Annotated in this window: 20 protein-coding genes; 7 read left to right on the top strand and 13 right to left on the bottom strand. The window is 61.4% G+C overall.

Annotated features, from left to right (window positions below; translation table 11 throughout):
* Nucleotides 1–80 precede the first annotated feature (80 nt).
* Nucleotides 81–1,439: an IS5 family transposase gene (locus ABAC402_RS22450; RefSeq protein ID WP_031235052.1), complete on the top strand. Its 1,359-nt coding sequence runs from the start codon at nucleotides 81–83 to the stop codon at nucleotides 1,437–1,439.
* A 24-nt stretch (nucleotides 1,440–1,463) separates the two neighbouring features.
* Here ABAC402_RS22450 and ABAC402_RS22445 read toward each other — a convergent pair whose 3' ends face one another.
* The 4 genes from ABAC402_RS22445 to ABAC402_RS22430 all read right to left on the bottom strand — a co-directional run bounded on the left by ABAC402_RS22445 (nucleotide 1,464) and on the right by ABAC402_RS22430 (nucleotide 8,662).
* Complete coding sequence (locus tag ABAC402_RS22445; RefSeq protein ID WP_023447875.1) at nucleotides 1,464–3,539, bottom strand: protein-disulfide reductase DsbD; 2,076 nt, start codon at nucleotides 3,537–3,539, stop codon at nucleotides 1,464–1,466.
* Nucleotides 3,540–3,825: 286 nt separating this feature from the next.
* Complete coding sequence (ptsP, locus tag ABAC402_RS22440; RefSeq protein WP_023447874.1) at nucleotides 3,826–6,129, bottom strand: phosphoenolpyruvate--protein phosphotransferase; 2,304 nt, start codon at nucleotides 6,127–6,129, stop codon at nucleotides 3,826–3,828.
* A gap of 261 nt (nucleotides 6,130–6,390) precedes the next feature.
* On the bottom strand, nucleotides 6,391–7,161 hold the full coding sequence (locus ABAC402_RS22435; RefSeq protein ID WP_023447873.1) for a response regulator: 771 nt from the start codon (nucleotides 7,159–7,161) through the stop codon (nucleotides 6,391–6,393).
* 229 nt (nucleotides 7,162–7,390) lie between these two features.
* Nucleotides 7,391–8,662, bottom strand: coding sequence for an aspartate kinase (locus ABAC402_RS22430; RefSeq protein ID WP_023447872.1), 1,272 nt, complete (start codon nucleotides 8,660–8,662; stop codon nucleotides 7,391–7,393).
* 135 nt (nucleotides 8,663–8,797) lie between these two features.
* On the opposite strand from ABAC402_RS22430, the gene ubiG reads away from it, so the two are divergent.
* The 3 genes from ubiG to ABAC402_RS22415 all read left to right on the top strand — a co-directional run bounded on the left by ubiG (nucleotide 8,798) and on the right by ABAC402_RS22415 (nucleotide 11,948).
* Nucleotides 8,798–9,580 carry a bifunctional 2-polyprenyl-6-hydroxyphenol methylase/3-demethylubiquinol 3-O-methyltransferase UbiG gene (gene ubiG, locus ABAC402_RS22425; protein ID WP_023447871.1) on the top strand — a complete coding sequence of 261 codons (783 nt, stop codon included), beginning with the start codon at nucleotides 8,798–8,800 and terminating at the stop codon, nucleotides 9,578–9,580.
* 164 nt (nucleotides 9,581–9,744) lie between these two features.
* Nucleotides 9,745–10,599, top strand: a complete 855-nt coding sequence (gene prmC, locus ABAC402_RS22420) for a peptide chain release factor N(5)-glutamine methyltransferase (RefSeq protein ID WP_023447870.1) — start codon at nucleotides 9,745–9,747, stop codon at nucleotides 10,597–10,599.
* A gap of 293 nt (nucleotides 10,600–10,892) precedes the next feature.
* Complete coding sequence (locus tag ABAC402_RS22415) at nucleotides 10,893–11,948, top strand: DUF4167 domain-containing protein (protein WP_031235049.1); 1,056 nt, start codon at nucleotides 10,893–10,895, stop codon at nucleotides 11,946–11,948.
* Nucleotides 11,949–12,092: 144 nt separating this feature from the next.
* On the opposite strand, the gene ABAC402_RS22410 is transcribed toward ABAC402_RS22415, so the two are convergent.
* The 9 genes from ABAC402_RS22410 to ABAC402_RS22375 form a co-directional block, all read right to left on the bottom strand.
* Entirely contained in the window at nucleotides 12,093–12,947 is an 855-nt protein-coding gene (locus ABAC402_RS22410; protein WP_040409776.1) for an endonuclease/exonuclease/phosphatase family protein, read from the bottom strand.
* A 15-nt stretch (nucleotides 12,948–12,962) separates the two neighbouring features.
* A complete protein-coding gene (locus tag ABAC402_RS22405; protein ID WP_023447867.1) occupies nucleotides 12,963–13,196 on the bottom strand; it encodes a helix-turn-helix transcriptional regulator in 234 nt (77 codons plus the stop codon).
* Complete coding sequence (locus ABAC402_RS22400; RefSeq protein ID WP_023447866.1) at nucleotides 13,197–13,685, bottom strand: DUF2975 domain-containing protein; 489 nt, start codon at nucleotides 13,683–13,685, stop codon at nucleotides 13,197–13,199.
* A gap of 10 nt (nucleotides 13,686–13,695) precedes the next feature.
* Nucleotides 13,696–14,178: a DUF2975 domain-containing protein gene (locus ABAC402_RS22395; RefSeq protein ID WP_155847273.1), complete on the bottom strand. Its 483-nt coding sequence runs from the start codon at nucleotides 14,176–14,178 to the stop codon at nucleotides 13,696–13,698.
* A 216-nt stretch (nucleotides 14,179–14,394) separates the two neighbouring features.
* A complete protein-coding gene (locus ABAC402_RS22390) occupies nucleotides 14,395–16,521 on the bottom strand; it encodes an exonuclease domain-containing protein (RefSeq protein ID WP_023447863.1) in 2,127 nt (708 codons plus the stop codon).
* Between the two features lie 163 nt (nucleotides 16,522–16,684).
* On the bottom strand, nucleotides 16,685–17,125 hold the full coding sequence (locus tag ABAC402_RS22385; protein ID WP_023447862.1) for a hypothetical protein: 441 nt from the start codon (nucleotides 17,123–17,125) through the stop codon (nucleotides 16,685–16,687).
* Nucleotides 17,126–17,167: 42 nt separating this feature from the next.
* Nucleotides 17,168–17,422: a hypothetical protein gene (locus ABAC402_RS40065; protein WP_023447861.1), complete on the bottom strand. Its 255-nt coding sequence runs from the start codon at nucleotides 17,420–17,422 to the stop codon at nucleotides 17,168–17,170.
* A gap of 17 nt (nucleotides 17,423–17,439) precedes the next feature.
* Entirely contained in the window at nucleotides 17,440–19,836 is a 2,397-nt protein-coding gene (locus ABAC402_RS22380; RefSeq protein WP_023447860.1) for a serine/threonine-protein kinase, read from the bottom strand.
* Entirely contained in the window at nucleotides 19,833–20,390 is a 558-nt protein-coding gene (locus tag ABAC402_RS22375) for an ECF-type sigma factor (protein WP_023447859.1), read from the bottom strand. Before ABAC402_RS22375 ends, ABAC402_RS22380 begins: the two co-directional genes overlap by 4 nt.
* 178 nt (nucleotides 20,391–20,568) lie before the next feature.
* Here ABAC402_RS22375 and ABAC402_RS22370 point away from each other — a divergent pair, with 178 nt between their 5' ends.
* From ABAC402_RS22370 to ABAC402_RS0119610, 3 genes are all read left to right on the top strand, one after another.
* On the top strand, nucleotides 20,569–22,512 hold the full coding sequence (locus ABAC402_RS22370; RefSeq protein WP_023447858.1) for a sialate O-acetylesterase: 1,944 nt from the start codon (nucleotides 20,569–20,571) through the stop codon (nucleotides 22,510–22,512).
* A gap of 139 nt (nucleotides 22,513–22,651) precedes the next feature.
* On the top strand, nucleotides 22,652–23,986 hold the full coding sequence (locus ABAC402_RS22365; protein ID WP_023447857.1) for an oligogalacturonate lyase family protein: 1,335 nt from the start codon (nucleotides 22,652–22,654) through the stop codon (nucleotides 23,984–23,986).
* Nucleotides 23,987–24,383: 397 nt separating this feature from the next.
* On the top strand, nucleotides 24,384–25,867 hold a 1,484-nt coding region (locus ABAC402_RS0119610; RefSeq protein WP_031235045.1), incomplete at its 3' end, for a TonB-dependent receptor plug domain-containing protein.

Here is a 25,867-nt window from a genome sequence, read left to right as displayed (position 1 = left end):
TTTTCGTAGCGATTTTCTTGCAATTGACGATCGGCTTTTTGCGTGATTCCCTTGTCGCTATAGCGGCCGTGGGAGAGTGAATCGTGCGTCCAAAAGAGCGTCGGCAGACCGGGCAAAGAGATATCTTTCAATCGCGCCTGGACCAGATCATCGATCCGACCCACCCGCTGGTGAAGCTGGCGCAAAAGATCGACTGGACCTTTGTTGAGACCAAGCTTGGCGCGGTTTACACCGATAAGAAAGGTCGGCCGCCTCTGCCGACACGGTTGATGGCTGGGCTGGCGATCCTGAAGGCCACGCACGATCTGTCGGACGAGGTTTTGTGCGCTCGTTGGCTTGAAAACCCTTATTATCAATACTTTTGCGGCGAAGAATTCTTTCGTCACCGTCTGCCGTTTGACCGCTCGTCAATCACGCGTTGGCGCCAGCGCATGGGAGAAGACACCCTTGTCGCCTTGGTGCAGGAGAGTCTGGCTGTGGCGACAAGGACAGGTGCAGCCAAACCCACGGATTTTCGCCAGGTGATTGTCGACACCACGGTCCAGCCCAAGAACGTCATGTTTCCTACGGATGCTCGGTTGATGCATCGGGCGCGCGAACGGCTGGTGCGAATGGGCAAGGCCTTGGGCGTCAATATGCGTCAAACCTATGAGCGGGTCGGCAAGCTGGCCTTGATCAAACATCAGCGCTACGCCCATGCCAAACAGTTCAAGAGGGCCAACAAGGCCCTGCGAACCCTGCGAACCCAACTGGGCCGCGTCATCCGCGATATCCGACGCAAGATTGGAACAGACGAAGTTTTGAACGCAGCCTTCGCCACCCAGCTCTCCCTTGCCAATCGGGTGCGTGAGCAGCGCCAGCGCCAACGTGGCAAGAAGGTTTATTCCCTGCACGCTCCTGAGGTCGAGTGTATCGGCAAGGGCAAGGCCCACAAACCCTACGAGTTCGGCGTCAAGGTCAGTGTTGCCACGCCCATCCAGCGCTCAAAGGGCGGTCAGTTCGTTGCCCACATCAAAGCCCTGCCAGGCGCACCCTATGACGGTCATACTTTGGAAAAGGTCCTGCCCGAGATCGAGAGACAGATCGGCGTCAGCCTGACCCGGATCGTTGCCGACGCAGGCTACAAAGGTCACAACGCCACTGACAAACATCGATTGAAAGTCTTCACCTCAGGCCAAAAGCGCGGCGTGACCGACACCATCAAGAAAGCCTTGCGCCGCCGAGCCGCGGTCGAGCCCGTCATCGGCCATCTCAAGGCTGAGCATCGAATGGGCCGCAATTATCTCGCCGGTCGCACCGGCGACGCCATAAATGCCGTCCTCGCCGCCGTCGGCTACAACTTCAGCCTCCTCATCAAATGGCTCAAGCTTTTGTTTGCCCTCATCATCGCCGAAATCGTCGCTACGCCACACCAAAAAACCAACCTAAACGCAGCCTAAAACCGGTTCTTCACGGACGACTAACTACTTCCCCGTTTTCAGCAGTTTGACGATATCGCCCTTGTCCAGCATCTGCGGCAGGACCTTGGGCTCGGCCTTGTTCGGCCCGTAATAGACGTAGAGCGGCACGCCCGACCGGCCGAACAGCGACAGGTAGCGGGAAATCTCGGCGTCCTGATTGGTCCAATCCCCGACCATATAGGTTGTCCCGGTAGCCTTGAAGGCGTCGGCGACCTCGGGCGTGTACAGGACCCGCATCTCATTGACCTTGCAGGTGACGCACCAGGCGGCGGTCATGTCGACCAGCACCGGCGTGCCCTCGGCGCGCAGTTGCGTCAGCCGGTTCATGTCGAAGGCAACATGGTCGGTTGCCGTCGCCACGCCGGACTTGCTGGCGGGCGGCAGGCCAAGGGTAGCAGAAAAAGCGGCGGCAACGACCGCTGTCACGACCATGCCGATCCGCACCGGCGCCGGCAGTTGTTTCACCGCCAACCCGGCCCCGATCAGCACCACGGCCAAAAGCAGCACTGTCAGGCCCAGGCCAGTGACCTGCTGGGCGAACACCCAGATCAGCCAAAGGGCAGCGCCGTACATCAGGAGCGAAAGTCCACGCTGGAGCCAGGTCATCCAGGCTCCGGGTTTCGGCAGGATACGCGCCACGGCTGGTACAGAGATGATCAGGAAGGTCAGTGCGACGAACGGCAGGGCAAAACCCAGGCCCAGTGCCAGGAAGATAGCGACGGCCGTCAGGCCGCCCTGGGTCAGGCCGACCCCGATGGCCGGCCCCATAAAGGGCGCGGTACACGGCGCGGCGACGACCACCGCCAGTACGCCGGTCAGGAAAGCGGATAAAATCGGGCGCTTCTGGTCCAGTTGAACCCCGCCGCCGAAGCGTTGCAGGGTCGCGCCGAACGAAACCAATCCCGACATGTTGAGTGCCACCAACAGCATGACAACCGCCAGCGCAGCTGTGACATAGGGCGATTGCAGTTGGAAGCCCCAGCCGACCTGGGCACCGAACGCCCGAGCCAGCACAATGACCGCGGCCAGGGCCAGGAAGCTTAAGATCACCCCGCCACCATAGGCCAGGGCTTCGCCACGGGCTTTGGCCTCGTCATGGCCGGCGCGCGACAGGGCTAGCAGCTTCATCGACAGGACGGGGAAGACGCAGGGCATCAGGTTCAGGATCATCCCGCCCAGTAGCGCGCCCAGCGCCGCCAGTACGATGCCGCCCAGGGAGGTATCGGCCGAGGCACCAACCGTGCTGCCCAGGCCATGGACGCCGGGCGCCAAGGGTGCACGTGTCAACTTGACCTCATAGGCCGTGCCGTCTTTGAACTTGAGAACGCCGTTCAGATCGCCGTCAGGCAGGCCGCCGGCAGCCTTTGTGCGGATGGTGAAGCCCCCGGGGCCGGTATCGACGGTCTGGGGCGCCGGAGCACTCAGGACTTTTTCCTGGGCAATGAAGAAATAGGCATTCTGTGGTGACGGCAGGTCGCGGGCGGCGAAGCCCAGTTCGGCAACGCCGTTGGAGACAGCGATGGTACCAAAAAATGGCGCGAGCTTGGGCAGGGCCTTTTCGGCCTTGGCGATGGTCTTGGCGTCGGCGCCTGGAGAGATTGCGCCGATCGTCAGGCGCAGGGAGACTTCGAGGCTTTCCGGGATACAAATCTTCTCGCACACCAGGAAGTCGACACGGGCTTTCAGCGGCAGTGCCTCTCCGGTTCCGAGCTTTGAGGCATTTTGCAGCGGCAGCAGCAGGACAGTTCGGTCTTCATAACCATAGCTCATCAGGTCAAAGGTCGGGATGGCCTTGGGTACCGGGAACCGCGGGGCGCCGATGGTGACGCCATCCGGCAGGCTCCAGGTGAATTTCGGCGGCAGGCCGGTATCGCCGGCATTGATCCAGTAGGTATGCCAGCCCGGAGCCGTCTTGTAATCCAGCGCCAGCATGACCTCTCCGCCCTGGGGCACGCTGGGAGAGACGGCGATCAGCTTCGCCTCGATATGGGCGGATTTGCCTTCGGAGGCTTGGGCCTGGGCTGTCATCAGACCCAGCAGGAGAACAATGGATGTTACCAGACGAACAATGAAAGACACGTAAGACGACCCCTGACGAGACAACCCGGTTAGTCTATACGATCGCAGGCATCATAGGGTGATAAAAAAACTGCGGCAATGTGTGAGATTTTTCACCGCCGGTGTGCGAGGTATGTGACGCAAGGTTTGACCACCAACCACTCTGAGGGACACGAACTCCCGGATGTGTTCTCACCGCCGGTTCGGTGGTGCGGTTCAAAATACTTTCGTCCGATGCTACAATCCACAACGTTCAAGCGCGCCTGGAAGTTCGTGACTGTTCGTGTCGGTTTGTGGTAACAAACCCTTACAAATCCACGTTCAGCTTACGCGCCAGGCTCAGGATTTCATTGCGCAGTGACCCATTGGACGAACCCATCATCTTGTTGATGGCCTTGCCCGCAGCATCACGGTCACACGACAAAATCATCCGCTTGACCTGGCCCATGCCCGCCGGCGGCATTGACAACCGGTTGAAGCCCAGGGCCACCAGCACGAACGCTTCCAGAGGCCGGCCGGCAATTTCGCCGCACACCGATACCGGCGTGCCCGACTCTTCGGCCGCTTGCTGGATGCTGGCCAAAGCCCGCAGCATCGGCGGCGACAGCGGGTCGTAGCGGTCGCTCATCCGCGGATTGGTCCGGTCTGCCGCGAACAGATACTGCGCCAGGTCATTGGTCCCGACAGACGCGAAATCGACCAGCGGCAACAGCGCATCCAGGTGCCACAACAGCGACGGACACTCGATCATCGCGCCCACCCGCAGCAACGAGGGCAGGGGACGGCCGCGGCGGCGGGCCCAGTTGCATTCGATATCGACCATTTCGCGCGCCTGGCGGAATTCGTCGATCGAAGCCACCATTGGGAACATAACCCGCAACTCGCGCCCGCGCGCCGCCGTCAGCAGCGCCCGGATCTGCATACGCAACAGCGCCGGCCGATCCAGCCCCATGCGGATGGCGCGCCAGCCCAGAGCCGGGTTCTCCTCGCGCTCCATCTCCATGTAGGGCAGGATCTTGTCGCCACCCAGGTCGAGGGTGCGGAAAGTCACCGGCCGGTCGCCGGCGCCGTCCATGATGCGCTCGTAAAGTTCGGTCTGGCGCCGCAGCCGCGGCAGGTCCTCGGACACCATGAACTGGAATTCGGTGCGGAACAGGCCAATGCCCTCGGCTCCCGTCTCGTTCATGATCTCGATGTCGAATTCCAGGCCGGCATTCATCAGCAGGGCGATACGCTGGCCATCCTTGGTGACCGCGGCCGTATTCTTGATCTTGACGAATTCGGCCCGGCGCTGGGCCCGCACATCCATCCGCGCCGTTGCCGCTTCGATGATGTCGGGCCGCGGCCGCAGATAGGCTTCTCCGGTTTCCCCGTCGACAATCACGACATCGCCCTGACTCACCCGGTCGCGCAGGGTTTGCAGCCGGCCGACACAGGGAATCTGCAGGGCGCGGGCGACAATGGCGGCGTGGTTCGACGACGACCCTTCCTCCAGCAGAATGCCCTTCAGCTTGTTGCGATCGTATTCCAGCAGGTCGGCCGGGCCTAAGTCGCGCGCCACCAGGATGGAGTTGTCCGGGATGAGCCGCTTGGCGGTGTTCTTGCCGGCCAGGACGCGCAGCAGACGATTGGCCAGGTCCTCCATATCGTGCAGCCGCTCGCGCAGGTATGAGTCGCGGGCATTGTTCAGGCGCGCGCGTTGCTCGTTGCGCACGCGCTCGACGGCGGCTTCGGCGGTCAGGCCAGACTTGACCGCTTCGGTCAGGGCGCGCACCCAACTGCGGTCATGGGCGAACATGCGGTAGGTTTCGAGCACATCGAAGGTCGGGCCGGCCAGGCCGTGCTGGCCTTCAAACATCTGATCGATCTGTTCGCGCAGGGCGTCGATGGCCGTCAGAAGGCGGATTTCCTCGGCGGCGGAGTCGTCGCTGAGCAGGTGTTCCGGCGTTACCGGCACCTCATGCAGCACCACGATGCCGAGCGAGATGCCGTCAGCGAAGACGCTGCCCTTGACCCGTTCCGGCCGCGTCGGCGCCAGTTCGATATCCTTGAGTTCCTCGATCCCGACAAGGTCGCCGGCCGTGACGATCTCGGCCAGCACCATGGCTATGATCTGGAGGTCCTCGACCTCCTCTTCCTCGTACTTGCGCGCCGCCATGTTCTGGACGACCAGTACGCCGATGGTGCGGCCGCCGCGCAGCAGGGGCACGCCGAGAAAGGACTTGTAGGGGTCTTCGCCGGTTTCCGGCCGGTAGGAGAAACTGGGGTGCGACAAGGCGTCCATCAGGCTGAGCGGGGCCCCGGCGCGGGCGACCTCACCGACGAGGCCTTCGCTGAGACGCATCCGCGTCTTGTGCACCGCTTCCGCCTTCAGCCCCTGGGTCGCGAACAGCTCCAGTTCTTCCGAGGTTCGGCGCAGATAGATCGAACAGACCTCGGCGACCATCGAATTGGCGATGATGCGGACCACCATGTCGAGGCGCGACTGGGCCGACTGCCCCTCCTCCATGGTCTCGCGGATCTGGCGCAGCAAACCGCGCTGGCCGGGCACGGTCAGTTTCGACTGTCCCTTGATGACGGGCCTGTTGGTCACGCCGTGAGCCTTCCCCATATTCGCGTTGCAGCCATTGACTGTGCGGCGGAATTCAACCGCTGTCTAGCCGTGGTGGACCCCGCGTCGCAAGTCACTGAACCGTGTATAATCACAATGGCTTAACAGACGGATACAATTTGGTGCCGAGGTGCCGCAGAGCGCGCACAAACGTGCCCGGCGGGCAACGAGCGCTCGCTGGCGCCCGTTGAAAAAATCAATATCTTCCTGAAGCCAGACTGCCCTGACGTTACGCTGCCCTGACGTTACGCTGCCCTGACGTTACGCTGCCATGTCCAGCAGGGCGGCCGATAGCTCAATCAGATCGACAGCGTCGAAGGGCTTTCGGATCTGGGCGTCGGCCCCGATGCGGCGGGTAGCATTGAGCGCATCATTGTCGCTGACCTGTTCATCCAGCCCGGCGGACATGGAGATCAGCTGCACTTTGGGCCACGTCGTCTTGATGGTGCGCATACCCTTGAACCCGCCCATGCCTGGCATGAAGACGTCGCACAACACCAGGTCGACGTGGGCAATGTCGACATTTGAAAAAGCCTCTTCCATAGACCCCGCCGCCGATACGCGGTAGCCAGCTGCGTCATAGGCGCGCTGGGCGATGGTGCGCACCGTCGAACTGTCATCAATAACAAGGACGTGCTTGCGTTTTTTACCGGTTGCGATGTCGGGAGTGACCGAGGCAAAGATATCGCGCAGCAGTGTCTCCGTGAAAGGTTTTTTCACGATATAGTCGGCACCGGTCTTTCTTGCGCTTTTTAAGGTGTCTTCAATGGTCTCACGGCTGGAGCCGGCCGTCATCAACATCATTGGAATGTGCGGCGCCAGGGTGCGGAAACGGCCGACATGTAACAGGGTGTTGTGCGCGCCGACAAATACGTCCAGCATCATGGCGTGAACCGATACCTGACCCAGGGATTCGATGGCGTCGCGGATGCTCTCGCAATGGACCGCCGACCAACCCAGGCGCGACAACATGGCGATGATTATGTTCGCCTGGGTACGGCTGTCTTCCAGAATGAGAACTGTCTTTTCCATTGTTCAGAGTATCGCGTGGCAATCGTTTGCAAATCTTTAAGCGCGACCAGAAAACCCGTGTAAACATTTGGTTCTCCAGATCCATTTCATGCGCGCGAGAAAGTCGACGCTGCAACCGTATAGCGTGTTCCTGTCTCTGGACCACTCGTCGGCTTAAGTCGTTCCGGGGCCGATATTGCCCCAGCCGCAGGCGACCAGCATTGTTGCCTTTCGGACGTGCGCCCTAGACTTATTGCGTACCAATCTTGTCCAATCCATAGGCGGCATGCAGGGCGCGAACCGCCAATTCCGTATAGGCCTCGTCGATGAGAACCGAAATTTTGATTTCCGAGGTTGAGATGACCTGGATGTTGATACCTTTTTCGGACAGGGACTGGAACATGGTCTGGGCGACCCCGGTATGCGAGCGCATGCCGACGCCGACGATCGAAATTTTCGACACGTTCTCGTCAACGCGCAGTTCCTCAAAGCCGATCTCCCCCTGAGCCGCCTGCATCAACCCCAGGGCCAGCTTGGCATCCCGGCGACCGACGGTGAACAACTGATTGGCGACCTCGCCGTTGCGGGCGTCTGACTGGACAATCATGTCGACATTGATATTGGCATCGGCCAGGCGGCCAAATATAGCCGCGGAGACGCCGACCTTGTTGGGCACACCCAGCAGGGTGATCTTGGCCTCATCACGGCTGTAGGCCACGCCGGAAACGATATGCTTTTCCACGATTTCTTCCTCATCGCACACGATGGTGCCCTGATCCGTAGCCTCACCCGGCTCGACAAAACTTGAAAGGACGCGCACCGGCATGCGGTAGGCCATGGCCAGCTCGACCGAGCGCGTCTGCAGCACCTTGGCGCCCAGGGACGCCATTTCCAGCATCTCTTCGAAGCTGATCTTTGCCAGGCGCCTGGCCTTGTTCTCGATGCGCGGATCAGTCGTATAGACACCGTCGACATCGGTATAGATGTCGCAACGGATGGCACCGGCCGCCACGGCGACGGCAACCGCCGAAGTGTCCGAGCCGCCGCGGCCCAGCGTCGTCAGGCGGCCGTCGTCGGTGACGCCCTGAAAGCCCGGCACCACGACGATCTCGCCCGAATCCATGGCAGCAACCAGCTTTTCGGGCGGAATTTCGGCGATACGCGCCTTGCCATGGACGTCCGTCGTCTTGATCGGAATCTGCCAGCCCTGCATCGAGCGGGCGCGGTAGCCCATATTGCGAAGTGTCATGGCCAGCAGGCCGGCGGTGACCTGTTCGCCAGAGGCGACGACGACATCATATTCGTCGTCGCTGGCGTCGTCATTGCCGGCGGCTGCGCCGGTCGGACGGCCGGCGCCGTCTGTCCAGGCGACCAGTTCGTTGGTCTTGCCGGCCATGGCCGATACAACCACAGCCACCTTGTTGCCGGCATCGTACTCGGCGGCGATCAGGCGCGCTGCCCGGCGTATGCGTTCCAGGTCGGCCATCGAGGTCCCACCGAACTTCATCACCAGACGCGTCATTTCGCCACTTTCTTTCTTGCGGACGCGCGCCTATCCTTTGGTCGCGCCTGTCATCTTGCGCGGGTTCTCTAACGTCGAAGCCGCTTGATCGCAAGGTTTTATCCGCGCGCGACAGATAAGAAATAGGCGTTCAAAATGGCGGAATCGCTAAACAATTCCGGTACGGCCAGCGGGTTTTCGATCGATGAGGGCGAGGTGGCCCGCTTCTCGGCCCTGGCCACCAGGTGGTGGGATGTGAAGGGTGAGTTCGCCCCACTGCACCGTTTCAACCCGACGCGCGTGCGCTTTATCCGCGACACCTGCCTGGATCATTTCGGGATGGACGAAAAGGCGAGGGCGCCGTTTAAGACTTTACGGCTGCTGGATGTCGGTTGCGGCGGCGGCCTGCTCAGCGAACCCATGCACCGGATGGGATTCACGGTCACCGGGCTCGACGCTTCCGAAAAGAACATCGGCACGGCGACGTCCCATGCCGGGGAGGGCGGGCTTGATATCCGCTACCTTAACCAGACCGTGGAGCAGTTGGCGGGGGCCGGGGAGGTCCTGTTCGATGTCGTTCTGACCATGGAGGTGATCGAGCACGTTGCCGATCCGGACGCCTTCCTGAAAACCTGCGCGTCTTTAGTGAAACCGGGTGGCCTGCTGTTTGTCGCCACCCTGAACCGCAGCCTGAAGGCCTATGCCCTGGCCATTATCGGGGCGGAATATGTCCTGAACTGGGTGCCGAGGGGGACGCACGACTGGACCAAATTCCTGTCGCCGTCGGAAATTCGCCAGTTCCTGGACGGTACACCCTTGCTGCCTGACCCGGCGGTGGGGGTGGAATTCAACCCGCTGACGCAACAATGGGGGTTGTCGGACGACACCGAGGTGAACTACATGATGGTCGCCCGCTATCCGGTGACAGCCGCCTTCTAACGGCAACCACCGGTGCTTCCGGATTCCACCGAATTGGAACCGCGAATGAACGCAAAAAAGAAGCGCCAAAGGCGCTTCAATCCGTCCTCAAACCACTGGTGGTGGAGTGAATACCGGAACATTCGCGTTCATTTGCTTTTTCAAACCTTTATTCGACATTAGCCATGCCCATTACCCTCGTCAAAGCCTGGACCGGCGCACAACAGCGCCTGAAGGCCGCCAATATCGATTCGCCGGCCATCGACGCCCGGCTGCTGCTCGAAGCCGCGACCGACGCCACCCGGACGGATATCATCACCGATCCGTACCGCGAATTGACCGCCGAGCAGGAAGCCACGCTGAACACCTATCTCGACCGGCGCGCCAAACGCGAACCGGTCGCCCGCATTCTCGGCCGCAAAGGCTTCTGGAAGCTGCTGCTGAACCTGAGCGACCACGTCCTGATTCCGCGGCCGGAAACCGAGGTCATCGTCGACATGATCCTTAAGAAAACCCAGCCGGCGGATGCCTTTACACTGGCAGATCTGGGCATCGGCTCCGGTGCCATCCTTCTGTCGGTCCTGTCCGAACGTCCGGCCGCCAAAGGGCTTGGCACCGATATCTCCGAAGAGGCCCTGGCGGTCGCCCGCGACAATGCCGCCAATCTCGGGCTCGACGGTCGCGCCGCCTTCCTGCGCACCTCATGGGGATCCGGCCTTGCCGACGCCAGCTTCGATATCGTCGCCTCCAATCCGCCCTATATCCGCTCGGATGTGATTCCCATGCTCGACCCCGAGGTCAAGAATCACGATCCCATGCTGGCCCTCGACGGTGGTCCGACAGGTCTGGCAGCGTATGAAGAGCTGGCGCCGGAAATTTTCCGCCTGCTCAAGCCCGGCGGCCATGCCCTGGTGGAAATCGGTTTCGACCAGTCACAAGACGTTGAAAGTCTTATGAAAGATGCTGGTTTTGGCGATGTCGCGACCTGGCTGGACCTGTCGAACCAGCCGCGTGTGGTCACCGCTACAAAGCCGTCATAAAAAAACACTTGGCAGGGCCTATAAACGGCGCTAACAGATAAGCGTCTTCCTCCCACCGTGAATGCGCCTTGGCACTTTCTTAAGTTAAGTCCTGGTATTATCGCGTCAGGGATACCGGCGAAGGCGCGCACTCAGAGCCACAACGGCTCCGGCGCCGGCCATGTTAGCCAGGACACAATTGCAAGCTTGATAGCCGCAGCCTTTTTGTTATCGCGCGGCTTCACGGGCAAGATTTTAGCACAGCGCCGCCTCCCCTCATATGACCAGGCGGGGCGAGAGAGACGTAAGTACACATGAAAGATTTCAGGGGCATGAAGCGGCAACGCAACCGTAACCGCAAGCCGCCGACGGGTAACCAGAGCAACCCGAACCGGGCCTACGAGTCGAACGGTCCCGAAGGCACCAAGGTGCGCGGCAACGCCCAGACCATCTACGAAAAGTATCAGCAACTGGCACGCGACGCCAACTCATCCGGTGACCGTGTCCTGGCCGAGAACCACTTGCAGCATGCCGAACACTATTTCCGTATGATCCGCCAGATGCAGCCGCAACGGCCGGTGTCGGAATTCGTCCAGCGAGACCCGTTTGCCTCGGCCTGGGACGACTACGACGATGATATCGACGGCGAAAACCCCGAACCGGATGCCCCCGAAGCCGTGGTCGAGGAACCGCTTCAGTCCGAAGATCGTCCTCGCTTCGACCGTGACCGGAATGGCAACAACAGCGACCGTAACAATCGCGATCGCAATAATCGCGATCGTGATCGTGATCGCGACCAGGAGCGCCCCCGTGAATTCCGCAACAACGGCGAGCGCCCCTATGGCGACCGTCAAAATGGCGACCGCCCCAACGGAGACCGCCCGAATACGCCGCGCGCGGAGCCGCGCGCTTTCGAGCCCCGCGAGGAGGGCGAAATCGGTCCTGACGGCCGCCGCGAAACCCGCCGCGAGCGCTATGAGCGCCGTCGTTCGCAACGCTTCGCCGAACAGGAATCCAATCTGAACGGCAGCTTCGCACCGTCACAACCTCAGCCAGCGGCCTTTGTCGCTTCGACCGAGCCGCTTGGCGCCCCGGTCGGCCGGGTGCCGTCGTCACTCACGGAATTCACAGCGCCGGCGTCTGTTACACCAGCGTTCGAAGCGCCGGTGGCGGCACAACCGGTCGTTCGCGAACCGCGTCCGCGCCGTGAAAAGCCGCAGCCTGTCGACGCCAGCCATCTTCCGGCCTTCTTGTCGCGTCCCACGCCGATGCCAGTCGCTGTTGAAGCCCAGGTCACCGAGGATGAAGCCCCGGCCAAACCCAAGCGCACGCGCAGGCGCAAGGAAGACGCCGCGGCGGAAGAAGCTTGAAAATCAAAGGCCTCCGATCTTTCGGAGGCCTTTTTCACAGATCGAGTGTACCTGATCGTTTCTAGAGCGGGATTTTGATGGAATCAAAATCCCGCTCTTTGTTTTGCTTTATCGCGCAATGTCTCCGAAAAGGGGCTGCCCACTTTATCGGATTGCGCTCCAATCCAGGCGCAGGTCGGCCACCACCGGGAAGTGGTCGGAGATCACCTTGCCGGCAAATGAGTCGGTCAGGACGCCATAACGCGTCACGGTAACGCCGCGGGCGACGAAGATGTGATCGATCGCCTCGCCCTGGGTCGATGCAATGTCGAACCCATTGAATGTCCCCGGCGGTCCGAAATCGACGGCGGCGCCGATACGCGCGTCCTTGAGGTTAAGACCTTCATCGTCGTTCAAGAGGCGGTAGGGGGCGCTGTCCGGGCCGGTGTTGAAATCGCCAAGGACGACGATCGTGGCCCCGGAATAGGATGGTGTCGCCTCGATCTGTCGCGCGCATTCTTCGCGGGCGACGGCGCCGACATGATCGAAATGAGTGTTGCGGATATCGAGGAGTCGGCCGGTCAACCGCTCGCGCAGGATGACGCGTGTAATGGTGCGGGGCAGATTGGCGTCGTAGTCCTTGCTGGGCGTGTCCGGCGTTCGCGAGCACCACTGTGTCGTCGCCTGCACCTTGTCGAAGCGGCTGGTGCGCCAGAACAGGGTGGTGGTCTCGCCACGCACACCGTCATCGCGACCGATACCATAGTGGTCAAAGTCAGGCCACTGTGCCGCCAGATACTCGACCTGCAACGGCAAGGCTTCCTGCACGCCCAGGATGTCGGGATCGGTAAACGCAACCTGCTTGGCCAGGGCCTGACGTCGTTCCGGCCAAGTCGGCCGGTCGTTGTCATTGGCATAACGGATATTGTAGCTCATCACGCGCAGGGTCGGCGGCGCAGCCTCCGGCAGCGTGGCGCAGGCGGTGAGCGATAGCAGGGCGAGGACGGCGAGGATTTTCATATCCATGCTTATAGCTCAGTCTTCGCCCTTCGTCAGGTCACGCTGATCGGAATCGTATTCCATGATGTCGCCCGGCTGGCACGCCAGCAACAGGCACAGTTTCGATAAGGTGTCGAAGCGCATGCCCTTGACCTTGCCGGTACGCAGCAGGGACATCTGGGTTTCGCTGATACCGACCTGAGCGGCCAGGTCCTTGGCGCGGATTTTACGCCGCGCCAGCATAACATCGAGGGTTACGCGTATGGGCATCTAGACAAAGTCTTCCAGTTCGGCCTGCAGTTTCGCGCCGACACGACCCAGGGCGCTCATCACCAGGCCGACCACGATCAGGACAAGGGGCAGTATGTGAATCGAAATGTCCGTGGCCTTCGGCTGGCCGCTTAGCAGAGAGACCCCATAGGGCACAAAAGTGATCGCGCTTAGCCCGCCCAGGCACAGGCAGGTGCCGATGCCGTTGAGCGCGCGCGCGGCGGCGGCGGAAAACGGCTTGCCGGAATCCAGTTCCCGAAAAACGCGGGCGGCGGGCCACAGGGCGGCGATGTAAAACAGGGTTGGAACCTGCCCCAACCAATAGGCCGGAGAAACCAGGGCCCACCAGAAGGGCCCCTCAAACACGCCAGGTTCCGGCGGCAGTTCGCGGGTTATCTCGAGCAGTCTCTGGAGCAAGGGGCAGACTATCAAGCCACCCATTATGACGCTGGTCGCCACGCTGTAGCTGCGGAAATTCTGTTGTGTCATGGCGATTTCCTTAAACGAATTGTTCCAACTCGGCCTTCAAGGCCTGGCCCTGTCTGGCCAGCAGGTAAAGCACCACACCAACCAGGCCGATCGTGACGCTTTCGATTTCGAGATTGTAGCGCACACCACGGGAGTGTTCGCTCAGCATGGGATACAGGGTCGGAATGATGAGGATTGCCAGCAAGGCGCCGTAAACCAGGCAACTGCCGGTTTCACGCAGCCCCTTGACCATGGCCGGCCCGAAGGCGTCACCGCGGCCGATCCGGCCGAAGACATTGGACGCCGCCCAGACGGCACAGAGATAAAGGCCCTGGGGCAGCAGGGTGAACCAGAAGAGAGAGACGACCTTCATATTGGCCCAGGTGTCACCGGCGGTGAAATCGAGCGTTTCCAGCTTACCCGACTTTTCGGAAATGAAGGCGAGCGCCAGCACGATTACCACGATCTTGATCACGATCGACAGGGCGGGCAAGGGAATGGGCAATTTCGACACGACGACGGGGCTCCGGATAAAAGTTCAATTTCTTTATCTCGAGGGCATATAAATTTAAATTAGACTTAAAGTCAAGCCTCGCGTGAACTCAAATTTCTTTTCCTCCCAATCGAAGATGGGGAGGTGGCGAGCAAGTGAAGGCCGAAGGCCGTAACGCGTCGAGACGGAGGGGTCCTCTTGGATCGCAAGCTCAACAAAAGGCGTGGTAATTATCAATCACGCCGCCAGTCGCTTTTCATTGACCAGGTTTAGCAACTCCGCTGCCGCCCGCGCGTCATCCAGCGCCCGGTGGTGGTTCTCCAGCCGGATGCCATACTCTTTCGACAGCGGCCCCAAGCCATAAGAGCCGTGACCGGGATAGTATTTGCGCATCCCCGCACATGTGCACAGCTTTGGCGCATGAAACCGCCGCTCCAGCCGGCGATACTCCGACGCAATAAAGCTGTGGTCGAAATTGACATTGTGGGCGACAAACACCGCGCCGCTCAGAAACGCCGCCAGATCATCGGCGATCTCGACGAACTTCGGCGCCCCGGCGACCATCTCGTTCGTGATCCCGGTCAGTTGGGTAATATAGCCCGGAATTCGCCGTTCGGGATTGATCAGAGACGACCATTCGGCGATGATCTTCCCGCCTCGGACCTTGACCGCGGCGATCTCCGTCACGCGGTCATTGACGGCGCGGCCACCGGTGGTTTCGACATCGACCACGACATAGGTGGTGTCCGGATCGGTGCGGTAGGCGACCTTCAGGATCGAGGCATCGAACCCGGCCTCCTGCAACAGCCTCAACCTCGCCAGCTGATGGCGACGGATCTGGTCGCCTTCAGCCTTGATCTCGACAAAACGAACCTCGTCTGCGCGCGTCAGCATCAGGTCGGGAAAGCCATCGCGCAGGGCATAGAAGTCCTTCGTCATTTCGCTGAGAATCCGATGCAGGGCCTGGGGCGGGGCCGCGCGCACAAACGACTGCATGCGGGCGCGTAAACCGGCATCCCAGTAGAACAGGCCATTGCCGGCGCCTTCGTGGCGGCGGAAGGTGCGAAGGATCAGATCCTCGACCCAGCCGTCCGCTATGCCCACCAGCTTATGCGCAATGGCGTCCGCGAATTTGACATGAAACGTCCGGTCCTTCAGCGTCTGGGGCACGGCATCGAAGCCGCACGAAAGTGCGCCTGGGCCTTCGAACAGCTCATCCCAGAAGACCAGGCCAAACAGGGCCGGCCACAGACCGTTTTCGCTGTGATGGCCCGACCAACCTTCGGCCTCGAAATGGTGCATGGCGGCGGCTTCGGGGAAACCGCGATACAGTTCGTCGACGGTAATCTGCGTCGTCGCGCGCAGCATATCGGTGAACACCGACGTCCGGCGCTTGCCGAACTTGCGTGCCAGGAAGTCCTGGGCGAACAGGCAGGCCTCGTCGTGGTCGGGGGCCTCCAGCATGGCCTCCAGACGCGCGCGGACATCCTCATGGTCGCCCCGCGCATACAGCAGGCGCACGCTGCGCTCCTGGCTGTCGAAGGCGCTCGACAGCCCATAAAGCGCCAGGGCCTGTTCGCCATCGCCGCGCTTTTCGTGATGCTGGCCCAACTGAAACAGCAGGTCGTTGCGCAGACCCTGGCTGAACTCGGTTGGCGCCGGCGGCAGGGCATCGAGATCGATCCGCTCCGGGTGTTCGCCGTGGCGCAACCGGCGCAGGGTGTGGCTGTAAACAAAGCCGGCCCGGGCCTCGTCGATCGAGTCGAACCGGGCGGTGTAGGCCTCGCGCGCCTTGACCGACACCACGCCTAAGTCGCGCAGGGTAAAACTCAGCAGATTGTCGTTGAGGCGGCCAAAATAGAGATAAAGCAAAAAGCCCAGCGTCTCCTTGTGACAGGGCACGACCAGTTGCGACAGCCCGAACACGGTGTCCAGCTCATCGGGCTCCAGCGCCTGGACCAGCCACTCTACCAGTTCCGGTTTCGCCCACGATGCCTTGAAGCCTTCGACACCACCCTGACGCGCCTGGGCGACCAGGTCGGTCTTGCTGAGTTCATTCAAGCAATGACGAAAATCCTCGGCTTGGGCGGGACGGATAAACCCTGCTGCCTTCAACCGCTCCAGCCCGCCTTCGACCCCACCGATTTCGGTATAGCTCAGGTCCGCCGCGGTAAAGGCCTGCTTCTTGCGATTGCACATGCGCACAAACAGGCATTGAGCATCGTCATCCAGCGCGGCGAACTGTTTGAGAAACGCTCGTTCTGCCTCACCCAGAACATCGCCGTACAGCCGGGCGACAAAGCCGGTCATTTCGACGAAATGATCGCGGTAATAGGTCGGCGGCAGGACAAGTGTACGGGACATGCGAAGTTTGTTCTATCTTCGTTCTAACCGCAAGGCAAGCCTGCGCACCATCACAAGCCTGTTTCCCTTAATCCTCCCCCGCTGCGCGGGGGAGGTGGCGAGCGAGCGAGCCCGCAGGGCGCAGCGAGTCGAGACGGAGGGGGCGTCCCAAGCTCAAAAACCTTCAAAAATCCCCTTCGGCCACCTGGAAGCACGCAATCCCGGCCTTGCGCCACATCTTCACGACCTTGTCGCGGTCGTCGAAGACGCAGAGGATCCGCTCTTTCGGCACCACCCCGTCCTCAACCCAGGCCAGCTTCAGCACATTGTCGGGCGTATTGTCGCCGCGCCGTCGCATGATCAGCTCATGATACGGCACCTGGTGCTGCGCCAGCCAGGCTTCGGTCTCCTTGCGGACCTCGTCGCTGCGGCCGGTCAGAATACAGACCCTGAACTTCGGATACAGGTTGCGCAGGATGACGATCACCGCCTCCAGCGGCTTGTCGTCGACGCAATCGGCGAAGAACTGTCGCCAGTTCCGTCTGCCGCCGGTAATATGATGTTTGCGGTGGTCGATATCGGCGATGGTGCCGTCGAGATCGAAGACGATGATGTCACGTTGCATGCTGCGCCTGTGCGTGTTTCAGCGTAAAAAGTCGACTTGTCTCTACAGGCGATAATCGGGATGGCACCAGCCATAAAAGCGATCCATGACGTCCATAACGACGTCTTCCGAAGGCTCATCATCAAGTTCGCGAAGTTCCGCTCTCAGAACTTCGAGACCGTCGAGGACGTCCTGCCTGTCCACGCCCGAGCGAAGAAGCTGTTCAACCCGGTGGTTGATCAAGGCCGCCCGATCCCCACTGTCTGTCGCAGCAGTCCTGAGCCAGGCAAGCCACTCCGGTTCAATATCTTCTTTCATGTCCCGACATAGCCGATTCACACCTCGTCCCCCAGCCCATCACGCGGCGGATTGCACGCCCTGGCCAGATAGTCCCTGATCTCAGCATAGCCATTGTCGCGGTCGGTTTGACTCAACTGCCCGCGCGCCGCCAATCCCTCCCAGGTCGAACGCGTTTCCTGCCACGTCTGGCAGGCCTTGTCATAACGGCCGGCATTGTAGAAATTACCCCCGCGCGTCGCCAGGGTCGTCGCCAGACCCCGAACCGCAAACGGCGCGCCGTCGGCGATCTCGATGCGTTTGCGCTGGGCAGCAATGACCTCGTCACTGACCTTTTCCGCTTCGTCATACTGTTTTCGGTCGGTCAGCACCTGAGCATAGACATCGCCGACCGCCGCGATCAGTTCCAGGGCGCCGGTATCGGCCGGATCACGCTTTTGCAAAGCCTTCGCCAGCGTAAAGGCTTCGGAAATCGTTGCCTGGGCTTCAGTGTCGCGCCCGTTGGTACGGTGAACAATGGCATTGTAGCGCAAAGCCAGGGTAAGCCCGCGCGTCACCTTGGGATTTTGTGGATCGCGGCGGACGCGTTCGCGGTTCACGGCTATGTTCTCGGCCAGAACGGCCTTGGCTTCGTCTGGCTTCTTGAGCTTGTGCCAGGCCTCGCCCAGCAGCCTCAAGGAGGAACTGCGTCCCGCCAGAACGGCCAGATCCTTGCGGAATTCGGGCTTCAAACCCTTGTAGAAAGAATCCGCCCGCAATAGCGCATCGCGGGCTTTTTCGAACTCATCCACCCACAGCCAGGAATCGCCCTCGGCCTGGATCGCCATCAGATAGGTGGCGGCCAGCCTGACGTCGGTCGTGGCGCGGTCTTTCAAGAGGGCTTGCGCTGCCAACGCCTGCTCGCGCGCTTTCGCCGAATTACTGTCATTATAGAGGTTGTTGCCCGACTGCTCGACCAGCAGCCCGGCATAGGCCGCCGCCGCCTCGGCATTGCCAGGATTCTCGTCATGGACGGCTTTCAGTACCGCCTCGCCGCGTGCCAGCAGGGCCGTGGCGTCCTTGTATCGGCCCAGGGTTGCTTCCTGGCCACCGCCCATCACCTGGGACAGCCGCACGAACCCCTTGCCGGCCTCTATGCGCACCCCCACCGGGGCGCTGCGGTCCTCGGCCAGCTTTTCAAGATAGTCGACGCCGGTCTGGGCGATCAGCAAGCGTGCCTTGGTGGTGCCCGGTACAGCGCTGACCTCGTCATAGACGTCGAACAACAGCGTATTGGCCAGGGCGCGGGTCTCAGCGTAGCGAGTCTCGGCCTCGGCGCGGGCGGTTTCTGCGCGTTGATTTGCCGCCAGGGTCAGACCGAAAGCGGTCACGATGGCGATGGCGGCAACGCCGGCAGCCGCGGCGCCGAAGCGGTGGCGCATGACGAACTTGCCGAAGACATAGGCCCGCCCGCCCGCCATCGCGGCGACGGGGTAATCCTTGCGCCAGGCTTCGATATCGGCCAGCAGGGCCTCAGCGGTCGCATAGCGGTCGCCGGGCCTTTGCGCCGTGGCGCGGGCGATGATGGCCTTGATTTCGTCATCGGCGTCATAAGCCAGCCTGTCCAGCAGCCGGCCCAGCGAATAGATGTCGGCGGCGGTGGTCACTTCCGAACTGGTCAGCCGCTCCGGCGCCGCGAACCCCGGCGTCAGACTGAGATTGGCCGAGGCCAGCGACGCCTTGGTCGTTCCTCCGTTGCCGTCGCTGCCCACGTTATTGGCAGTTAACTTGGCGATGCCGAAGTCGATCAGCTTGGCGACGCCGTCGCGGGTGACCAGGACATTGGATGGCGTCAGGTCACGATGAACCACCAGGCTGCGGTGGGCGCAGGCGACGGCGCGGCACATATCGCCGAACAGGGCCAGGCGGCGGTCCGGCGACGGGTCTTCTTCCTCAACCCACCGCATCAGCGGCAGGCCGTCGACCCATTCCATGACGATATAGGGCGCGCCATCTTCGGTTTCGCCGCCGTCATACAGGCGTGCGATATTGGGATGGCTGAGTTGGGCCAGGGTCTGGCGTTCGCGTCGGAAGCGTTCGACCAGGGACTCCGACAGCAGGCCGGGCTTGATGACTTTGATAGCCACCGTGTGGGCGAAGTCGCCGGTCGCGCGTTCGCCCTTATAGACCGAGCCCATGCCGCCACGCCCGATCAGCCCGGTGATGCGGTAGGCACCCATGCGCTCGGGTTCGTTCTCGGGCTCGACGGTATCCGTAGCGCCGCCGGTTCTGAGATTGTGAAGCGTATCGGCCTGCAGCATGGCCAGCAGCCGTTCGCGCACCTTCGGCCGGCCGGCAGCGTTTACGTCGATCCACGCCATGCGGTCGGGTTCCGGCACATCCAGCAGCGCTTCGAACAGGGATATGGCTTCGCGTTCGTCGCCTAAATCCGTCATTGGTCGACCGGGTGTAACAGGGCGTCGGTCAGCCAGGCGCGCGCCACCAGCCACCGTCGCTTTACGGTCGCTTCGGACAGGCCGGTGACCTCGGCTATGTCCTCGACCGTCATGCCGCCGAAATAGCGCATCTCCACCAACTCCATCAGGGCCTCGTCTATGGCCTTCAGACGGATTAGCGCGGATTCGAGCGCTTTCAGGTCAAGCCTTTGTCCGCCTTCGACCTGAGTGGTCAGTTCGACCTTGTGGTGGTGGCGCTTGTCGGTAGCTTTCAGCCGGGCATGGTCGACCAGGATGTTGCGCATCAGCCGCGACGCCAAAGCCATCAGGTGGGCGCGGTTATCACCTTCGATGCATTCGACCTGCATCAGCCTCAGCACGGCGTCATTGATCAGATCGCCGGTCGATAGCGACGAATTGTGCTCGCGCCGCAGCCGGGCGGCGGCGATCTGGCTCAGTTCCGGGTACAGCCGGCCGATCAACTGGTCGCGGGCATCAGGTTCGCCGTCGCGCCAGCGGCCCATCAGGATGCGTGTCTGCGGTTCGTTCGGCATGGTCGCCGTTCCCCAATTGGTCCCCCGGAACCTTGGTTTCTGCAAGATTTACACCATGAATTCAGACCCTTGTCGAAGGAATTCCTGATATTGACATGACAATTTATGCTCGATAATGAAAAATGGTGATTGATTTATCTCTTCACCAGGTTCACCATGGCGCAAACAGGGAGACCTTATGAAGGCTGCATTGTTTGCTGCAGTATGGGTGGTCGTCGCCATGCCAGCCCAGGCGCAGGTGGCCGGCAAGCCCCTTCTGCACCCGATGTTCCAGGACCATGCTGTGCTTCAGCGCGACCGGCCGGTCCCCATCTGGGGCTGGGCGGCGCCAAAGACCATCGTAACCTTGACCTTCCTGGGGCACGATTACAAGGTGACCGCCGATTATGCGGGTGAGTGGACTCTGAACCTTGCGGCCGCGCCGGCCGGTGGCCCTCACGAACTGACGGTAAAATCGCCAACCCAATCGGTGACCGTGCACGACGTCCTGGTCGGCGACGTCTATCTCTGTTCCGGCCAGTCGAACATGCAGTTTGCCGTGCGCCAGGTGCGTAATGCCGATACCGAAATCATGCACGCGACGGACGATCGCGTCCGCCTGCTGGCTTTCGAGCGCAAGAGTTCACCCCAGCCGCTTGACCTGCCGATGTCGCCGGTCGCCTGGAAGGCAGCGGCGCCCGCCACCGTGACCGACTACTCCGCCGTCTGCTACTTTTTCGGCCGCGACCTGGCGAAAAAACACAATGTCCCCATCGGCCTGATCCATTCCAGCTGGGGCGGCTCGCCGATCCAGGACTGGACCGCGGCCTCCGGCCTGCATGCCCTGGGCACGTACCAGGAAGGTCTGGCGACCTTGCACGCCTATGCCAAAGACCCCGCCGCGACGGCGACCAAGGTCACTGCCGCGACGGATAGCTGGGCGGACACCAACGACACCGGCACCAGGGCGCAATGGCAGGCGGTGTCGCTCGATGATGCAGGCTGGGGCGAGGTATCTCTGCCGCGGGTCTGGGAAGAGCAGGGCCGGGCCGACCTGGTCGATCTCGACGGCGTTGTCTGGCTGCGCAAGCACGTCCCTCTGACGGCGGAACAGGCCGCTAAGCCGGCCGTGCTCAACCTCGGCACGGTCGATGAACGTGACGCCACCTGGGTCAATGGCAAGCGCATCGGCGCCACCGTCGATTACCGCACCGAGCGCAGCTATGGCCTGCCGCAGGGACGGCTCCGGCCCGGCGATAACGTCATCGCGATACGCGTCGTCGATGAGGTCGGCGGCGGTGGTCCGCGTTCCTCCGCCGACAAGATGACGCTGACGCTTGGCGACGAGAAGCTCAGTCTGGCCGGTGCGTGGCGCTACCAGGTGTCCGGTGACTTCAAAAAGGGCCTGCCCAAACCGCCGGTCGTGCCGTGGCCGGGCGGTAAGGGCTATTCGACCCTGTTCAATGCCATGATCGCTCCGGTCGGCCCCTACGGACTAAGCGGTGTGTTGTGGTTCCAGGGCGAGCAGAACACGCACGAACCGGACGCCTATGCCGCCTTGCTGCCGCAACTGATCAAGGACTGGCGCGGCCAGTTCCGCCACGACCTGCCGTTCCTGATCGTGCAACTGGCCGGCTACGGCGCCCTGACCGATCAGCCGGGCGAATCGGGCCTTGCCGCCATTCGCGACGTCCAGCGCCGCACCGCGCAAGCTGTGCCACATACCGGCCTGGCGGTGGCTATTGATCTTGGCAATCCGCGCGACATCCATTCGCCGGAAAAGCAGGAGGTCGCCCGTCGCCTCGGACTGGAGGCGCAACGCCTGGTCTATGGCGATGCGGCGGGCCCGCGTTCGCCGTCGCCGCTGTCGGCTGTGCGGCAGGGCGACACTGTTCGCGTCACTTTCGACCGTCCGCTGATCAGCTATTCCGGTCCTTTGCCTGTTGGTTTCGAGTTGTGCGCCGCGACCTGTGGCTGGGCGCTGGCCCGGCTGCACGGCGACAGCGTTGTCCTCGATTCCGTGCCGGGCGCCACAAAGGTGCGCCATGCCTGGGCGGGGTCGCCGGTCGTCAATCTTTACGGGAAGGACGGCCTGCCAGCCGGCACCTTCGAACTCGACATCACCAAAGACAGCCAGAACTAACAACTCTATTCCACTGCCAAGACCGTCTTTTTTTTATACTCCCCCGTTACACGGGGGAGGTGGCTGCGAGCGGAAGCGAGTAGTCGGAGGGGGAATTTCTTGGCGCCGACGTAATACCGACAGCACCAAGGAAACTTCCATGAACAAGCGTCAATTCCTGTTCGGCACTGCCGCCCTGACCGCCGCCGCCGTCACCCCTGCTCTGGCCCAGAATGCCGCACCGCCGGCCGTCCAGCCCGATCCTTCCACCCTGCCGAAAGACTGGATCGACAAGAACACCGGTCACCGCGTCGTACGCATTTCGACAGAGAACGACTCCAGGTCGCTCTATTTCCACGACAACGCTTTCACCGGCGACGGCAAATGGATGGTCTATGATTCGCCGTCGGGCATCATGAAGGTCGACCTGGCCACCTGGACGCCGTCCCTGCTGACCGCGGCCAGGGGCTGGCGATGCCTGATGGTGTCGCGCACCCGCCCCATTCTCTATGCCCGCAAGTTCAGCATGGGCGCGGACGGAAAGCCATCGGGTCAGGAGATCGCCGCCATCGATATCAACACCGGCACGGTCAAGACCATAGCCAGGGACATCAAGGGTGGTATCACCACGGTCAATGCCGATGACTCGCTGCTGGCCGGCACCTGGGCCCAGCGCAGCTACGACCTCCAACCGGGACCCAAGATCGCGGGCACGGATGGCGGCTACAATGCGGTCGGGCCGGACGGCAAGCCGCTCAGCTTTGCCGCCGCCAAGGAGGTCCGTATGGCTGACCGCCTGGCGCAGAACATCCCGATGGAGATCTTCACGCTCGATATCAAGACCGGCGAGCGCAAGGTGGTGACCGCCTCGACCGACTGGCTCAACCACGTCCAGTTCTCGCCGACCGATCCACACCGCTTGATGTACTGCCACGAAGGCCCGTGGCACAGCGTCGACCGCGTCTGGACCATCCGCACCGACGGTTCGGGCAAGGCAAACGTCCACAAGCGCACCATGAATATGGAAATTGCCGGCCACGAATTCTTCAGCTTCGACGGCAAGCAACTCGTCTACGACCTGCAGACGCCGCGCGGCGAGGATTTCTGGCTGGCTACGTTCGATCTCGAGACGAAAAAGCGCGTCTGGTATCATATGGAGCGCGACGAATGGTCGGTCCACTTCCAGATCACCCGCGACGGCAAGCTGTATGCCGGCGACGGCGGGGACGAGGAGATGGTAGCCAGGGCGAAAAACGGCAAGTGGATCTACCTGTTCCGGCCGGAAATCATCGACGACCTTGGTGTATCGGCGCCCAATGCCGCCGACCTGATCCGGCCGGGCGTCCTGCGTTCCGAAAAACTGGTCACCATGAAGACCCACGACTACCGCACTGAACCGAACCTGCAGTTCACCCCGGATGGCGCGTGGCTGGTCTTCCGCTCCAATATGCATGGGCCGATCCACGTCTACGCCGTGGCCATTGCGGCTGCTTGAAAATGATCATAAATGCGTAAAAGCGCTTGATGATTGATCGCGATAGCAAGCGGGTGGCGGAAAAGTTGCTGTCAATGTGCTATTTGTGCTACTTTTGCGGTGCAATATGATCGAATTGCGGCCAAATTAGGCGAAAATGGGCATGTATCTGCTTGACTTGTCAAAATCAATCAATGAGGATCTGTCTGAGTATTCGGGGGGTGCGTGAAGGTGACCTCTGCTCTTCAATCACGCTTGCGCATCAGCGCAGGTCATCGGGTCTGAATAGAACGGGTCAGGATATCAGATCGAGATATCCGGCCAGGAAATCAGGGCCAAAAAATCAGGGATGTCATCGGCGAACGCCGCGACAACACAAAAAAGTAATTGCGACGTCGGCCGCATCAGGAGAGTTAAAATGACTAAGCGTAATGCCAGTGTTTTCAATCGTTATCTGCAAAGGGGAACCGCGCTAGCTTTGGTGACCTTGTTCGGGGGGGTAGGCCTGACCCAACAGGCGGCTGCCCAGGATAACGCCCCGGCGGAACCGGCAGTTTCCGACGTGACCGAGGTGGTCATCGTCGGTACCCGCGCCTCGCAGCGCTCCTCAATCGATCGCAAGAAGCGCGCCAAGACCGCGACCGACTCGATCGTTGCCGAAGACGTCGGCAAGTTCCCCGACCGCAACATCGGTGAAGCCATTTCGCGCATCGCCGGTGTGGCGTTGAACCGCGGTGATTTCAACGAAGGCGTCGACGTTACCGTTCGCGGCAACAGTTCGGACGTGACCAATGTTGAAATCGATGGCCTGGGCGTCCTGGAAAACTCGACCACTGGCGGCCTGTGGGCCGGGGGCAGCGGCCGCAGCAAGGATTTCCGCGAATTTCCGGCCGAAATGATCAAGAGTGTCGACGTCGTCAAAGGCTCGACCGCAGCCATGACCGAAGGTGGCCTGGGTGGCTCCATCGTCATCAAGACGCGCACCGGTCTGGATTTCAAGAAGCCCTATTATTCCTTCCAGGCGGCTGAGACCCAGAGCTCTGTCAACGAGCGTTGGACGCCGTCCTTCAACTTCATTGGCGCCAACCAGTTCATGGGCGGCCGCCTTGGTCTGTTGATGAACCTGTCGATGTCGACGGTTCAGAACGACGCCCACGTTACCGAAGGCGCTACGAGTGCCAATGCTGGCCACTTCCGTCTGATCGACTTCGACGGGTCGGCCGAAAAAACCTACTCGCTGGATCCCAATCTTTTCCGTGACGGCACGATCAATACGGCCTTTGCCAACAGTTCGCCCTTCGCCGCAGGATCGCAAGCCTTTAGCGGCCAGGCAAAGACACCCCTCACCGTGGCGCAAGCGTCTCAGGCAGCTCAGACCAAGGCCGACTGTTATGCCTATTTCCCAGCGCTCGATGGCAACAATGCCGCCGCGGCGCAGCGCGTCCAGGAACTGCAGACCTGTCTGAACCAGTGGAACGACTACACGCCGTCCCTGCAACGTTATCTCGTTAAGCGAGACGTTGAACACCGCAAGGCTCTCGACCTGCGCGCTGACTACCGCCTGACCGACAATCTAACAGTCTTTGGCAAGATCGCTTACAGCGAACGCGATGTCGATAACCATCAACTGACCTACACGCGCGGTACGGTCAACATCAATACGCTTAACGTGGCGACACCCAACTATACCGGCCGCACCTATACGGATACAACGGCCTTCCCGATTCAGCGCACCGCTATTCCGGGTTCCGGCTACTACCTCTACAACGGTGTCAGCCAGGGCTCGGTTCTGGCCAACGGCAATAACGAAGCCAGCCGTTACGTCAACGGCATCGTCGCCAATATCAACCCGGCCAGTGTCACGGTCGATGACAGTCACCACCTGACCAAGTTCACCATCTC

This window comes from Asticcacaulis sp. AC402 (assembly GCF_000495835.1).
Lineage (GTDB): Bacteria > Pseudomonadota > Alphaproteobacteria > Caulobacterales > Caulobacteraceae > Asticcacaulis.
Note: the sequence above shows the minus strand (reverse complement) of the source record. Positions and strands in the feature narration are given on the sequence as shown.